We start from the raw sequence: 13041 nt of genomic DNA, 5'->3' as shown, positions 1-13041 counted from the left end.
TCGCTGGTACCTCGAGTGGGTCGTCTCCGAGTCGTCGCGAATCCCGTGCCGACAGCCGCTCCCGGACCGCTCGCCTCAAGCGCCGAACCGACGACCGCACACCGCTACACGGCAGCGGCGAGCGGGTGGGCGCTTCGAAATCCTTTTAGGCGCTACACGGGGATAGTAGGGTAACTGAGTGATATCATGGACGTCGACATCATCTCCGAAGAGGAGAACCCCATGTTGCATCGGACCGACGTGACCTTCGAACTGTCCCACGAGGACGCCACCCCCGAGCGACTGCAGGTCCGGGACAGCCTCGCCGCGAAACTGAACAAGGACGCCGACGAGGTCGTCATCCGCAAACTCGACACCAAGTTTGGAATGCGCAAGACCGTCGGCCAAGCGAAGGTCTACGACACCGCCGACTACGCCCGCGAGGTCGAGCAAGACCACATGCTCGAGCGCAACAAGATCGGTGCCGAGGAAGAGGCCGAGGCCGAACCCGAAGCGGAGGAAGCCTAAATGGCACACTACGATCTCTACGGCGACGACGGCAGCACCGAGGGCGAACTCTGCCCGCGCTGTGGCGACGTCTTCCTCGCCGACCACGGCGACCGCAAGCACTGCGGGAAGTGCAGCTACACCGAGTGGGAGTAAGGCGATACGCCGCCCTCCCGATCGTACCGAGATGCCTCGAACGCCGATAACCGTTTTCAGCCGTGACTGATACCCGAATCCTCGGCATCGAAGGCACCGCCTGGGCGGCCAGCGCGGCGGTTTTCGACGCCGCAACCGACGACGTGTTCATCGAGAGCGACGCCTACCAGCCCGAAAGCGGCGGCATCCACCCTCGTGAGGCGTCAGAACACATGCACGACGCGATCCCACAGGTCGTCGAGACTGCCTTGGAGCACGCCCGCGAGACCCACGACGGACGGGCGACGGAGCCGCCGGTTGACGCGGTCGCCTTCTCCCGTGGCCCCGGACTCGGGCCCTGCCTTCGCGTCGTCGGTACCGCCGCTCGAGCGCTGAGCCAGGCCCTCGAGGTGCCGCTGGTCGGCGTCAACCACATGGTCGCCCACCTCGAGATCGGCCGGCACACCTCTGGATTCGATTCCCCGGTCTGTCTCAACGCCAGCGGGGCCAACGCCCACCTGCTGGCCTACCGCGACGGCCGCTACCGCGTCCTCGGGGAGACGATGGACACCGGTGTCGGCAACGCCATCGACAAGTTCACCCGCCACGTCGGCTGGTCCCATCCCGGCGGACCGAAGGTCGAGGAAGCGGCGAAAGACGGCGAGTACGTCGACCTCCCCTACGTCGTCAAGGGGATGGATTTCTCCTTCTCTGGGATCATGAGCGCCGCCAAGCAGCGATACGATGACGACGTGCCGGTCGAGGACGTCTGTTTCTCCCTGCAGGAAACGATCTTCGGCATGCTGACCGAGGTGTCGGAACGTGCCCTCTCGCTGACGGGCAGCGACGAACTCGTGCTCGGCGGCGGTGTCGGCCAGAACGCCCGCCTGCGCGAGATGCTCGCGGAGATGTGTGCCCAGCGCGGAGCCGACTTTCACGCCCCCGACCCCCGATTCCTGCGGGACAACGCCGGGATGATCGCGGTGCTCGGCGCGAAGATGTACGATGCCGGCGACACGCTCGACCTCGAGGCGTCGCGCGTCGACCCCGACTTCCGACCGGATCAAGTGCCAGTGACGTGGCGCACGAGGTCCGGGCGAAGCGAGGGCCTCGGAACAGCGAACGGTGACGGACGGAACCGCGAGCACGCCGACGAGCCAGCGCTCGCTGCCGGCCGCGCCGTTGGCGGAGACGACGATCCACGGGTTCGCGGGGCCGAGGCGCTGGTCGACCTCGAGCCGGACGCGGGCCGGGTCGCGAAACGGCGCGAGGCAAAACGCTACCGCCATCCCGAACTCGACGAGCGGCTCCGTCGCGAGCGGACGACGCTCGAGGCCCGCCTCACCAGCCTGGCTCGCCGCGAGGGGGTCCCGACGCCGGTTCTCTCAGACATCGATCCGATGGAAGCGCGCCTCGAACTCGAGTACGTCGGCGAGCGCGACCTGCGAGACGGGCTGACCGCCGAGCGGGTCCGCGACGTGGGTCGGCACCTCGCGCGGCTTCACCGCGCGGGGTTCGTCCACGGGGATCCGACGACGCGAAACGTCAGGGTGGGGCGTGCGGGACGCGACGGCCCACCGGACGAGCGAGCGGCCGACGGCCGCGAGCGCGATGGGCGTCGAACCTACCTCATCGACTTCGGCCTCGGCTACCACACCGACCACGTCGAGGACTACGCGATGGACCTGCACGTCTTCGACCAGAGCCTCGTCGGGACCGCCGACGATCCCGAACCGCTCCGCGAGGCGGTCCGCGAGGGCTACCGCGAGGTCGGCGAGAAACGGGTCTTGGAGCGTCTACTCGAGGTCGAGGGGCGCGGCCGGTACCAGTCGGGCGAGTGAGCGCTGACCGCCGTCGGCTTCCTGCAGCCGTCGTCACAGCACACAATTACTTTATCAGGGGAGGACGTATCACCTGCCATGGCAGAGAAGCCGACCTCCGGTGAGATTCTCGGGGTACCGTACAACTTCGAACGACCGAGCATCGGTCGCATGCTCTCGGCGTACTGGCAGCCAGGCGAGGGAATGCTCGTCGAGAAACCCTTCGGCGTCGGCTACACCCTGAACCTCGCCAACTGGCGATCGTGGATCGTCGTCCTCGTTGCCGGCGGCCTCCTCTGGCAGCAAGAACAGGGCGCGTCCGGCGGCGACGAGGACCGAGCGGACGAACCCGTCGAGGTCATCGTCGACGATACGGACGACTGAACTGCGCTCCTTCGATTTCTCGTCATTCGGCGCTCGTCAGCGATCGACCTCGCCCATGATACAGTCGAGACTGCCGATCGCGGCGACGAGGTCCGGGATGTACTCCCCTTCCGCGATCTCGGGGAGCACGGAGAGGTTCGAGAAACACGGACTCCGGATCTTGAACCGGGCCGGCGTCTCGGAGCCGTCCGCGCGGATGTAGATCCCGAGTTCACCCTTCGCGCCCTCGACGGCGCGATACGTTTCAGTGTCGGACTCCGGCTTGAGCGTCCGCGGCACGTTGCTCTGTACCGTGCGTTCGTCTTCGGGCCACTCGGCGAGCAGATCGAGGCACTGTTCGACGAGCTTCGCGGACTCCTCGACCTCGCGCATCCGGACGAGCACGCGGCTGTAGTTGTCGCCGTCGGGCTCCGTGACGACGTCCCACTCGAGGTCGTCGTAATACCCGTACGGATCGTCTCGCCGGAGGTCGTAATCGATTCCAGAGGCACGGGCGACCGGGCCGGTGCAGCCGTACGCTTTGGCCGTCTCGGGCTCGAGGACGCCGGTGTCGATACAGCGGCGCTGGAAGATCTCGTTGGTGACCAGCAGGTCGTGGTACTCGTCGATCTTGGCCGGGAGGCCGTCTAAGAAGTCCCGCGTCTCCGCGATGAACTCCGCGCGGGGTTCGGGAAGGTCCCACGCGACGCCGCCCAGCCGGAAGTAGTTGTACATCATCCGCTGGCCGGTCAGATCCTCGAGCAGTTCGAGGACGAGTTCGCGGTCGCGGATTGCATACTGGAAGGTGGCGGTGAACTCGCCGAAGACATCCAGCGCGTAGGTGCCAAGCGAGATGAAGTGGGAGGCGAGCCGCGAGAGTTCCGCGCCCATCGTCCGGATGACCTGCGCGTACTCCGGAACCTCGAGGTCGGCCAGGTCTTCGGCAGCGCGGGCGTAGGCCCACTCGTTGCACAGCCCCGACATCCAGTCCCAGCGGTCGGGGTAGGGCATGATCTGGTGGCGGTAGGTTCCCTGCTGGCACAGCTGTTCTTCGCAGCGGTGGATGTAGCCGATGTCGGGGTCGACGTCGATGACCGTCTCGCCGTCCAACACCGCTTTCACGTGCATGACGCCGTGGGTCGACGGGTGGTGCGGGCCGATGTTGAGAAACATCGTGTCCGTGGCGGCGTCGTGCTCGTCGTCCGCGAGCGGGTTCGCGTGCTCCGAGAGGGTCACGATCTGCGATCCCTCCTGGTCGTAGGACCGCGAGAGTGGGTGACCCTGCCACGTTTCGGGCAACAGGATGCGCCGGAGGTCGGGATGGTCCTCGTACTCGAGGCCGACGAGGTCGTAGGCCTCGCGCTCGTGCCACTCCGCGGTCCGGAAGACCGGCTCGGCGGATTCGCTGACCGGCTCGTCGGTCGGCGTCGGCACGACGACGCTCGCCTCGCGGGTCGGGTCGTCGTAGGACTTCAGGTGATAGATCGTCTCGAATCGATCTGGGTACTCCTGGGCGGTGACGCAGGAACAGTGGTCGAAGCCGGCCTCGTCGCGAAGCGTCGCGAGCACCGCCTGTACATCGTCCGGCCGGATCACGACGCCCGGCGCGTTCAGATGGTCGTCGCGCGAGAGGACGGTCTCGCCGAGCAGCCCCTCGAGGTCGAGCTCCCGATTCGATCCTCCCGCGGCCGGTTCGGACTCGAGCGTCGAACGTGATGACATAACCGCCCGTTCGCACGGCGCGGCCGAGTCGATGCTGCGACAGTCGCTAGGCTATTTATATACGCGGGCCGGAACGACCGCCCGTGAAGACCGTTCGGCTCACGCTTCGGTACGATGCCGAGACCATCCATCCGATGCACCGGTTCGTCGCCGACAGCGATGCCTTCGACGCCTACCGGATGGTCCACGGGAACTTCACCGGCGACGGCGGCGACGACAACGCCTTTATTTTCCACGTCGTCGGCGACCCCACCGTCTACGAGACCGCCCTCGCGGAGACCGGGCGGGTGAGCGACTACGAGCTCACGCGGACCGGCGACCGGTCGTTCACCGTCTACGTGCGCGACGTGCCCGACGACGTCGATGACCGGCTGCTCGAGACCTTCACGCGCGGGAGCCTCGTGACCTTGCCGCCGCTCGAGTACCGCTCCGACTGGACGGTTCGCTTTTCCGTTGTCGGCGATCCGGCCGACCTACAGCGGGCGCTCGAGGAGATCCCCGAGGGGATCGAGACGAGCGTCGAGCGCGTCGGCGAGTACGACGGCGGTGACGCCGCAGTCGGGGCGCTGACCGCCCGCCAGCGCGAGGCCCTGCGGATCGCTCGCGAAGTGGGCTACTTCGACGTGCCGCGGTCGGCGAGCGTCGACGACGTCGCCGCGGAACTCGACTGCGCGCCGGGGACGGCCGCCGAACACCTGCGGAAAGCCGAGTCGACGGTGATGGACAGTCTCGAGCTGTGAGCGGACGCACCGATCGGGCTCGGTCGCAACCGACGACGCTTTGCCGTCGCCGGACCGTCGCCCGAACATGGCCATCCGATTCGTCACCGGCAACGAGGGGAAGGTCCGCGAGGCGCGTGACTACCTCGAGGGGATCGAGCCCGTCGAACAGTTCGAGTACGACTACACGGAGGTCCAGAGCGACTCGCTCGCCGAGATCGCGACCCACGGTGCCCGCGAAGCCTTCGAGGAACTGGGGAGCGACGAGCCGGTCCTGGTCGACGACGCGGGGCTGTTCATCGACGCGCTGGGCGGGTTTCCGGGGCCGTACTCGGCGTACGTCGAGGACACCGTCGGCGTCGAGCGCCTCTGGCGGCTCGCGAAGACCGAAGCGAACCGCCGCGCGCACTTCCGGACCGTGCTCGCGTACGCGGACGGCGAGAAGACCGAGACGTTCGAAGGCTCGGTCGCCGGCACGCTCGTCGCCCCTCGCGGCGAGGGCGGGTTCGGCTACGATCCCATCTTCGAGTACAACGGGGCGACGATGGCCGAGATGAGCACCGAAGAGAAGAACGCGATCTCCCACCGGGGCCGGGCGCTCGAGCGATTCGCGGCGTGGTACGCCGAGCGCGGCCAGTGATCGGCGGGCCGCTCGAGCACCTCAGTCACCCCAGCCGGAGGCGTGGCCGAGACAGTAGAGAAAGGCCACCCAGCCGATGAACAGCCCCGCGATGATCACCACGAAGTCGGCCAGTTTCGTTCCGACGACGAAGTCGTAGCCGATTCCGATCGTCAACAGGACCAGTGCGATGCCGATGAGCACGTGACAGCGCCGTTCGCTCTCCGGTGAATCCATGGTTCGACGGACGACGATTTCGAATAAATAATCCGCCCCCGCACAGCGATTCGCTCGACTCAGCCCGAGAGGTCTCGACGCTCGAAGTACTCGCTGCTGACGACGACGAGAACGACGACGGCGACGAGGAGCACGGAGAGGTCGGCCCACGCGACCTCTCCGTCGACGAGGATCGCGCCGGGGTCGAAGTACCGCGAAGCGGCGAGGTCGCCGAGCCACTCGTAATCGGTGTCGAACGTGAACGTGTCGAGGAGGAACAGCCCGAAGACCGCCCCGGCCCCGGCGGTCTGGGCCCGCCGGACGGAGTCGAACGCGACCGAGGCCAGCAGTCCGACGCCGGCACAGGCGAGCAGGTAGGCGATCGAGTACGCGTGAACCGCGAAGAGGTCGATCACGTCGATCGACTCGTCGACGAACACCACCCCGAGATAGACCCCGAGGAAGGTGATCGCGTTGACGAGGACGACACCCGGAACGAGCGACAGGTACTTTCCGACGACGAGTCGCGTCCGCGTCACCGGCAGCGAGAGCGTCAGCCCCACCGTCCCGCGTTCGACTTCCCCCGCGACCGTCGAGGCGGCCGCATAGGCGTAGTAGATCGCGAGCAGCAACACCCAGCCGAACTGGTAGAGTTGCGAGACGAGGTACCCCTCGATCGTCGTCAGCGTGGTCACGTTGCCGACGAACGCCCGCGTCGCCTCCGGCGGCAGCGACTCGAGGTAGGCGTCCAGGTCGGCACCCGTCTCCTGAATCGACGGAAAGAGGCCGACGGTGAGGCCGATCAGCGCGAGCAGCGCGCCCGAGAGCAACAGCGCGCCCCGTAGCCGACGGCCGGCCTCGAACGACGTGATCTCGAGCATGTCGCGCCCCTCGTTGTCGCCGACGAGGGCCTGCGACTTATAGGTCGATCCCGCTCGACCGGGACCGTTCGGGGTAACCACCAGTTGTCCCGGCAACGGCCCGGTAAGCCGGCGGTTTGCTCCCGCAACGGGTCCGACACTTTATGCCGTTCACCGCCGTTCCGGCGGTGACATGATGAGGCAGGCGGGCGGCTCGAGTCGGCCGCGTCGTGCCGTCTTCGTCGGCTGCTGCGTGCTCTTCGCGCTGGTGACGGTCAGCAGCGCCGCAGCGGGAGTCGTCATCCGCGAGCCGCCGCCTCCGGCGCTGCAGGACGACCGGTCCGAGAACGAGACCGGCGTCCGAAACGCAACCGCGGCCGAGACTGCGGGGCAACCCGTCCCGTCGAACGAGTCGCCGCTCGAGACCGAAGCCGGAACCCGAGCGCCGGTAAACGGCGAGCAACCGACCGCCACTAGCGCGGACGCAGCCACGACGGAGCCGATCGCGCGGGCGGCCGAGGCCAACGTCACCGTCGCCGTGGCGGACAACCAGTCCATCCGGGCGAGCGACGCCGCGACGGTCGTCCTCGAGGTGACCAACGACGGCGACCGACAGGCGACGGACGTCGTCGTGACGCTGCGCGCGCCGGCCGGTGCGCTGTCGCTCGGCTCGACCCCGTCCCAGGCGGTCCAGTCGGTCTACCTCGAGGACATCTGGCCCGGCAACACCGAGTCCATCGACGTCGACCTCGCCGCGGCTGAGGTCGAACCGGGACGGTACCCGCTGTATGCGAGCGTCCAGTACGCGGTCGAAGAGGACGCTGCCGACGAGATCGACGACCTGAACGAGACCGACGGCAACGACGGCGAGTTCGACGACGAAGAAAACGAGGACGATGACGAGTTCGACGACGAGGACGACGAAACCGTGGTGACCGGCGGTCCGGCCGTCCTCGGGATTCCGGTCACGGCCTCTCGTTCGCTCGATGTCGAGCCCGTGACCGGCGAGATTCCCGTCGACGGAACGGGGATCTACGCGGTGCGGATCACGAACGACGACGAGGACTCGGTCACGGGCGTCGTCGCCGCGCTGAACGTCAGCCCGCCGCTGTCGACCGAGTCGCCGACGGCGTACGTCGGAACGCTCGAGGCCGGCGAGTCCGAAACGGTCCGCTTCCCCCTCGAGTCGTCGACGGACGCGATCGAGACGACCGCCAGCGCCGCGGTCGCGCTCACCTACGACACCGGAACCGGCCGACGGACGGCCGCGGACCCGGAACCGGTGCCGGTCTCGATCGTCGAATCGGATGAGGAAGCCGACGTCGACTCCGTCGCTCCCTTCGCAGTCGTCGCGGTGGTCCTCGTCCTCGCAGCGGTCTGGTGGCTTCGCCGGCGCTGACGCGGATCAGTGGGAACCTGCGGTTCCCTGTCGGGAGCCGTCTCCGGCCGACGCGGACGCGCCGTCTTCGGCGTCGCTATCGCCGTAGAAGTGCATGAACACGTCCTCGATGGACGCCTCGCGGACCTCGAGATCGAGCACCGTGTACTCGTGCAGTCGGTCGATCAGTGCGTCGAACTCTTCCGCGAGGACGAGCCGATAGCGTCCGTCCTGGCGCTCGACGCGCGCCGTTCCTGGGAACTCGAGCGCCGACGGCGGCGGCTCCTCGGCCAGCCGCACGGTGACGATCGTCCCGCCCTCGGCGAGGATGTTCGCGACCGTGTCGAGTTCGATCAGCCGGCCGTTCCTGATGATCCCGACGCGGTCGCAGACGCGGCGCACCTCGCTCAGGACGTGCGAGGAGAAGACGCTCGTCCGCCCCCGCGCTCGGCGCTCCTCGAGCAGCTCGTAGAACTCGTTCTGGACGAGCGGGTCCAACCCCGAGGTCGGCTCGTCCATGATCGCCAGCTCGGGATCGTGCATGAACGTCGCGACGATGGCCAGTTTCTGTCTGTTCCCGCTCGAGTAGGTCTTGATCTTCCGCTCGAGGGGGGACGGAAACCGGTCGACGAGTTCCGCACGGCGCTCGTCGCCCCGCAGTCGGCCGAAGTAGTCGAGAACCTCCGCGCCGGTGACGCGGTCGTAGAAGGTGACGTCGCTGGGCAGGTAGCCGAGGTGGCGTTTCAACTCCCGCAGTTCCTCTCGGTTCGTGACATCGCGGCCCAGCAGGCTGGCTTCGCCGTCGGTCGGTTTCAGCAGTCCGAGCAGGACGCGGATCGCCGTCGACTTCCCCGCGCCGTTCGGCCCGAGGAAACCGAAGATCTCCCCGCGCTCGACGGCGAACGTGAGGTCCTCGACGCCCCGTACGTCCCCGTAGTACTTCGTCAGGCCGTCGACAGCGACGGGGTGGGCTTCGGCGTCGCTCACGGCCGAGACGACCACGGCTCGAGCCTTATAGCTGTCAGCGGTCGACCGCCGCGGAGCGGATGTTGGGTTGTGCTCCCCGTCGGGAGCCGACCGAGCGCCCGAAGCGTTCCGTTCCGGTGAACGTACCCCTCGTGGCTTTGCCGCTCGGCGTCGTCCGGGGCGTATGCGATCGATACGGCGACTGTTGATCGGTGCCGGCGGCCTGCTGGCGGCGTGGATCGGCTGGGGCGTCTACGTCAGCCGGACGACCGAACGCGTGCCGTCGGAGACGCTCGAGCGATTCGACGGCGTCGAAATACGGCGGTATCCGCAACTCGTCCTCGTCGAGACGACGGCCGGCGACGAGCGGACGGCGTTCCAGCGGCTCTTCCGGTACATCTCCGGCTCGAACGCGCGAAGCGAGGACATCGCGATGACCGCGCCGGTGGCGACCCGCGGTGAATCGATCTCGATGACGACACCGGTGCGGACGGACTCCGACGGGGGCGGCGTGACGATGGCGTTCTACCTCCCGGCATCGTACTCGCCCGCGACGGCCCCGACGCCGACCGATCCCGCAGTGCAACTCGTCGTCGAACCGCCGCGGACGGTCGCGGCGCGACGGTTCTCGTGGTACCCGACCGACGACCGCGTCGACCGGCAGCGCGAACGCCTGCTCGAGGCCCTCTCGCGGCGGGACATCGAGCCGAGCGACGCGCCGGTGTTGTTGCAGTACAACGATCCGTGGACGCCGCCGTTCCTGCGAACCAACGAGGTGGAAGTCGCCCTCGAGACGCCCGAAGACCGGCTCTGGGGCGACCGACGGCGGACCGCCGCCGAGTAGCCGACCGGCCGAACCGGTCTTCGGCATGTGCCGGTCGTCGACGCCTACGCGTCGGCTTTCGGGTTCTCCTCGCGGATGATCGTCACCGAGACGGGCGCTCGCTTGGCGATCCGCTCGGCGACGCTGCCGAGCAGGAACCGCGAGAGGCCGCGGCGGCCGTGGCTCCCGAGGACGATGTGACCGACGTCGTGTTCCTGGGCGTAGTCGACGACCGTCTCGGCCACCGTTCCGACCTCGGTCGCCGTTTCGATCTCCGCGCCGTACTCCCGGGCGATCGCTTCGGCGTCCTCGAGCAGCGCCTCGGCGGCTTCCTGGGACTGCTCGAAGGCGGCCTCCGAGTAGAAGATGCCGTCGATCCCGTCGACGGATGACCACTCTCGCGGGTCGTTGACGTGGAGAACGTGGAACTCCGCGTCGTCGTACGTCGAGAGCGCGTGGCGTAACGCGGCGGTTGCCTGTGGCGATTCGTCGAACGCGACGAGGATCGGTCGTGTCATGGTCGGTCCATCGCAGACCAGGGATAAATCGATACAGGTGTCTCCCGGCGATCGGTGACGGACGGCCCGGACCTCGGGGTCGCCGCGGGAATAAACCGAGAGCGCCGCGTACGTTGCTCTGTGCCGTCCGATTCCGCGTCCAGCGGTCGCTCCCCGCCGAGACGATCGTCGAATCGACTCGCACCGCCCCGATGCCGGTCGCGACCACGCGCTATCTGGCCAACGAGTACGGCGTTCCGACCGACGAAATGGTCGCCCGGCTCGCCGAACTGGCGGCCGACGGCGTCTGGAGACGCACGAAATCGAGGGTCGCGGTCGCCTCTGGTGGCTTTCGCTCGAGGCCGACCACGAGGACCGCGTCGCTTTGCCTGCGCCGTCGCTAGTCGTCGCTCTCGACGGCGTCGCTCGCGCCGTCCTCGGCGAGGTCCGACTCGGTGACGGTGACGGCCTCGCTGTCGACGCTGACGCCCTCCCAGTCCTGATCGGCGTGGTAGCCCTCGCGTTCTTTCGCGCTGGGGGCGACGCGGATGAACTCGGCCTTTTCTCGGGCGGCCGGAATCGTGTGGCCGCCGCAGTAGGAGAGTCCCGACTGGATGCCTGCGCGGAACTCCACGACGACGTCGGCGACCGGCCCCTTGTACGGCGTCAGCGCCTCGACGCCCTCGTCCGCCCGCACGTCGGCGTCCTTGTCGTCGCGCTTTTCGGCGGCCGTCGTGGTCGCCATCCCGCGCGAGCGCTTGTAGCGCGTCCCCTCTACCTCGACTACCGCGCCGGGGGCCTCCTCGGTGCCGGCGAAGAGGCTCCCGAGCATCACGGTGTCGGCCCCCGCCATCAACGCCTTTACCGCGTCGCCGGAGGTGCGGATCCCGCCGTCGGCACAGATCGTCACGTCGAGGTCCTCGGCGGCCGTCGCGCAGTCGTCGACCGCGGTCAGCTGCGGGACGCCGGCGCCGGCAACCTTCCGAGTCGTACAGTGCGAGCCCGGACCGATGCCGACCTTCACGCAGTCGGCTCCGGCGGCCGCGAGGTCCTCGACACCCGCGGGCGTGGCGACGTTGCCGGCGACGAGGTCCGTCTCCGGGAACTCCTCGCTCAGACGCTCGACGGCCTCGAGCGAGGTCTCGAGGTGGCCGTGCGCCACGTCGACGACGAGCGCGTCGACGCCGGCGGCCACCAGCGCGTCGCTGCGGGCGACGTAGTCCTCGTTGATCCCGACGGCGGCGGCGACCCGTTCGTCGGCGGCCTTCACCCGCTCGGTCTGTGCGGCCTGTTCCTCGGGCGTGAGAAACCGGTGGAGGACGCCGAGCCCGCCCGCGCGGGAGAGTTCGATCGCCAGTTCGGCCTCCGTGACGGTGTCCATCGCCGCGGAGACGAGCGGCGTCTCGAGGTCGATACTCGGTGTGAACGCCGTCGAGAGAGCCACGTCGCTGCGGCTGTCGACCGGCGACCGGTTCGGGACGAGGAGCACGTCACCGTAGCTCAGTCCGGTACGGAGTTCGTTCATTACCCCTCACTACTCGGGGCTCCCGTCTGATAAGGTTCTCGGCGGAATTGCAGGGGCTGCGAAGCGATCTGCTGCGATCGTACCGCCCGTCGCGGTTCGCGGCCCCGTTCACGTTCGGGGATCTTGATCCGGTCCCGGATACGTGCCGCCCTCGACGACCTCGTAGAGGCTTTCGGGATCGAACAGGCGGGCGAACGCGTCCGGCGGGCGAACGCTGACCGACACGCGGGGCTGGAGCGTGAGTCCCGCTTTCGCCGATCGCAGCCGCTCGTCGTAGGACAGCAGGTGCGCCGCCCCACCCTGATAGGCCGACGCCAGCGCCGGGTGGTCGCCCTCGGGCTGGTCGACCGCCACGCGGTCGGCTTCGAGGCGCTCGCGGTGATCGGCGGCCAGATCCGCGTCGGCGAGTGCCGTCACGAGTCGTTCGGTCTCTGCGAGCAGCGGGTCGCTGGCGACCAGTTCGACCCAGGAGTGTCGCCGGACGTGGTCCAGCGCCTCGCGGGCGTCGCCGCCGACGAGCAAGTCCGCCGCGAGCACGTCGGCGTCGGCGACGACGCGAGCCGGGTTCGGCCCCTCGTCCTCAGCCATCGTCTCCCTCCCGGATTTCCTCGAGCGCCGTCCGAATCGACTCGAGGTCGCCGTCGTGTCCTGCCGCGCGGTCGAACAGGTCGCCCCAGCTCGCGGTCATCGTCGGTCTTTCGCAGTCCGGAGAGAAAAGCACCGCGTCTCGGGGGGATCGGTCAGTTCAGGCGCTCATGCGGGTGCAGTCACCGGAACCGGCGCGACTCCGATGGTCTCCCGGGCGGGCGAGCCGCTGTCGCTCGAGTGGCGAGAGCCGTCAACCCCCGTCGGTGACGGGAGTTGATAGCTACGATTCCGGTGGCTGTGGCCGGAACCGTTCTCCTCGTTCGG

16 protein-coding genes are annotated in these 13041 nt (G+C 68.3%); 9 read left to right on the top strand and 7 right to left on the bottom strand.

The features are described 5' to 3' along the window. Positions 1–186 precede the first annotated feature (186 nt). From NKH51_RS11645 to NKH51_RS11630, 4 genes are all read left to right on the top strand, one after another. Positions 187–507 carry a 30S ribosomal protein S24e gene (locus tag NKH51_RS11645; RefSeq protein WP_254761849.1) on the top strand — a complete coding sequence of 107 codons (321 nt, stop codon included), beginning with the start codon at positions 187–189 and terminating at the stop codon, positions 505–507. Further along, complete coding sequence (locus tag NKH51_RS11640; protein WP_254761848.1) at positions 508–642, top strand: 30S ribosomal protein S27ae; 135 nt, start codon at positions 508–510, stop codon at positions 640–642. Positions 643–704: 62 nt separating this feature from the next. Continuing rightward, positions 705–2462: a bifunctional N(6)-L-threonylcarbamoyladenine synthase/serine/threonine protein kinase gene (locus NKH51_RS11635; protein ID WP_254761847.1), complete on the top strand. Its 1758-nt coding sequence runs from the start codon at positions 705–707 to the stop codon at positions 2460–2462. A 78-nt stretch (positions 2463–2540) separates the two neighbouring features. After that, the gene (locus tag NKH51_RS11630; RefSeq protein ID WP_254761846.1) at positions 2541–2825 is read left to right on the top strand and encodes a DUF5808 domain-containing protein; all 285 of its coding nucleotides are present in this window, start codon (positions 2541–2543) and stop codon (positions 2823–2825) included. Between the two features lie 36 nt (positions 2826–2861). On the opposite strand, the gene NKH51_RS11625 is transcribed toward NKH51_RS11630, so the two are convergent. Further along, complete coding sequence (locus tag NKH51_RS11625; RefSeq protein ID WP_254761845.1) at positions 2862–4526, bottom strand: NADH-quinone oxidoreductase subunit D; 1665 nt, start codon at positions 4524–4526, stop codon at positions 2862–2864. An 83-nt stretch (positions 4527–4609) separates the two neighbouring features. On the opposite strand from NKH51_RS11625, the gene NKH51_RS11620 reads away from it, so the two are divergent. Together NKH51_RS11620 and NKH51_RS11615 are read left to right on the top strand one after the other, a co-directional pair. Continuing rightward, complete coding sequence (locus NKH51_RS11620; RefSeq protein WP_254761844.1) at positions 4610–5266, top strand: helix-turn-helix domain-containing protein; 657 nt, start codon at positions 4610–4612, stop codon at positions 5264–5266. Between the two features lie 67 nt (positions 5267–5333). Then, the gene (locus tag NKH51_RS11615) at positions 5334–5885 is read left to right on the top strand and encodes an XTP/dITP diphosphatase (protein WP_254761843.1); all 552 of its coding nucleotides are present in this window, start codon (positions 5334–5336) and stop codon (positions 5883–5885) included. 21 nt (positions 5886–5906) lie between these two features. Here NKH51_RS11615 and NKH51_RS11610 read toward each other — a convergent pair whose 3' ends face one another. Together NKH51_RS11610 and NKH51_RS11605 are read right to left on the bottom strand one after the other, a co-directional pair. Beyond that, complete coding sequence (locus tag NKH51_RS11610; RefSeq protein ID WP_254761842.1) at positions 5907–6101, bottom strand: hypothetical protein; 195 nt, start codon at positions 6099–6101, stop codon at positions 5907–5909. Positions 6102–6160: 59 nt separating this feature from the next. After that, the gene (locus tag NKH51_RS11605; RefSeq protein WP_254761841.1) at positions 6161–6961 is read right to left on the bottom strand and encodes an ABC transporter permease; all 801 of its coding nucleotides are present in this window, start codon (positions 6959–6961) and stop codon (positions 6161–6163) included. Between the two features lie 172 nt (positions 6962–7133). On the opposite strand from NKH51_RS11605, the gene NKH51_RS11600 reads away from it, so the two are divergent. Next, a complete protein-coding gene (locus tag NKH51_RS11600) occupies positions 7134–8339 on the top strand; it encodes a COG1361 S-layer family protein (protein WP_254761840.1) in 1206 nt (401 codons plus the stop codon). A gap of 6 nt (positions 8340–8345) precedes the next feature. On the opposite strand, the gene NKH51_RS11595 is transcribed toward NKH51_RS11600, so the two are convergent. Further along, positions 8346–9305, bottom strand: a complete 960-nt coding sequence (locus NKH51_RS11595) for an ABC transporter ATP-binding protein (RefSeq protein ID WP_254761839.1) — start codon at positions 9303–9305, stop codon at positions 8346–8348. A 163-nt stretch (positions 9306–9468) separates the two neighbouring features. On the opposite strand from NKH51_RS11595, the gene NKH51_RS11590 reads away from it, so the two are divergent. Then, positions 9469–10128 (top strand): SOUL family heme-binding protein, encoded by a 660-nt coding sequence (locus NKH51_RS11590; RefSeq protein ID WP_254761838.1) that lies wholly within the window; start codon positions 9469–9471, stop codon positions 10126–10128. A gap of 44 nt (positions 10129–10172) precedes the next feature. On the opposite strand, the gene NKH51_RS11585 is transcribed toward NKH51_RS11590, so the two are convergent. After that, positions 10173–10625, bottom strand: coding sequence for a universal stress protein (locus NKH51_RS11585; protein WP_254761837.1), 453 nt, complete (start codon positions 10623–10625; stop codon positions 10173–10175). A gap of 113 nt (positions 10626–10738) precedes the next feature. Here NKH51_RS11585 and NKH51_RS11580 point away from each other — a divergent pair, with 113 nt between their 5' ends. Beyond that, positions 10739–11008, top strand: a complete 270-nt coding sequence (locus tag NKH51_RS11580; protein ID WP_254761836.1) for a hypothetical protein — start codon at positions 10739–10741, stop codon at positions 11006–11008. Here NKH51_RS11580 and NKH51_RS11575 read toward each other — a convergent pair. After that, positions 11005–12129, bottom strand: a complete 1125-nt coding sequence (locus tag NKH51_RS11575) for a guanosine monophosphate reductase (protein WP_254761835.1) — start codon at positions 12127–12129, stop codon at positions 11005–11007. The genes NKH51_RS11580 and NKH51_RS11575 overlap by 4 nt on opposite strands. 108 nt (positions 12130–12237) lie before the next feature. Further along, complete coding sequence (locus NKH51_RS11570; protein ID WP_254761834.1) at positions 12238–12717, bottom strand: DUF7384 family protein; 480 nt, start codon at positions 12715–12717, stop codon at positions 12238–12240. Between the last annotated feature and the right edge of the window lie 324 nt (positions 12718–13041).

The organism is Natrinema marinum (assembly GCF_024296685.1).
GTDB lineage: Archaea > Halobacteriota > Halobacteria > Halobacteriales > Natrialbaceae > Natrinema > Natrinema marinum.
This window is presented reverse-complemented; position numbering and strand designations above follow the sequence as displayed.

Excerpts from the sequence above, each read along its gene's own strand:
- NKH51_RS11645 (WP_254761849.1), top strand. The coding sequence starts at position 187 with ATGGACGTCGACATCATCTCCGAAGAGGAGAACCCCATGTTGCATCGG.
- NKH51_RS11640 (WP_254761848.1), top strand. The coding sequence starts at position 508 with ATGGCACACTACGATCTCTACGGCGACGACGGCAGCACCGAGGGCGAA.
- NKH51_RS11630 (WP_254761846.1), top strand. The coding sequence starts at position 2,541 with ATGGCAGAGAAGCCGACCTCCGGTGAGATTCTCGGGGTACCGTACAAC.
- NKH51_RS11625 (WP_254761845.1), bottom strand. The coding sequence starts at position 4,526 with ATGTCATCACGTTCGACGCTCGAGTCCGAACCGGCCGCGGGAGGATCG.
- NKH51_RS11615 (WP_254761843.1), top strand. The coding sequence starts at position 5,334 with ATGGCCATCCGATTCGTCACCGGCAACGAGGGGAAGGTCCGCGAGGCG.
- NKH51_RS11610 (WP_254761842.1), bottom strand. The coding sequence starts at position 6,101 with ATGGATTCACCGGAGAGCGAACGGCGCTGTCACGTGCTCATCGGCATC.
- NKH51_RS11605 (WP_254761841.1), bottom strand. The coding sequence starts at position 6,961 with ATGCTCGAGATCACGTCGTTCGAGGCCGGCCGTCGGCTACGGGGCGCG.
- NKH51_RS11600 (WP_254761840.1), top strand. The coding sequence starts at position 7,134 with ATGATGAGGCAGGCGGGCGGCTCGAGTCGGCCGCGTCGTGCCGTCTTC.
- NKH51_RS11590 (WP_254761838.1), top strand. The coding sequence starts at position 9,469 with ATGCGATCGATACGGCGACTGTTGATCGGTGCCGGCGGCCTGCTGGCG.
- NKH51_RS11585 (WP_254761837.1), bottom strand. The coding sequence starts at position 10,625 with ATGACACGACCGATCCTCGTCGCGTTCGACGAATCGCCACAGGCAACC.
- NKH51_RS11575 (WP_254761835.1), bottom strand. The coding sequence starts at position 12,129 with ATGAACGAACTCCGTACCGGACTGAGCTACGGTGACGTGCTCCTCGTC.
- NKH51_RS11570 (WP_254761834.1), bottom strand. The coding sequence starts at position 12,717 with ATGGCTGAGGACGAGGGGCCGAACCCGGCTCGCGTCGTCGCCGACGCC.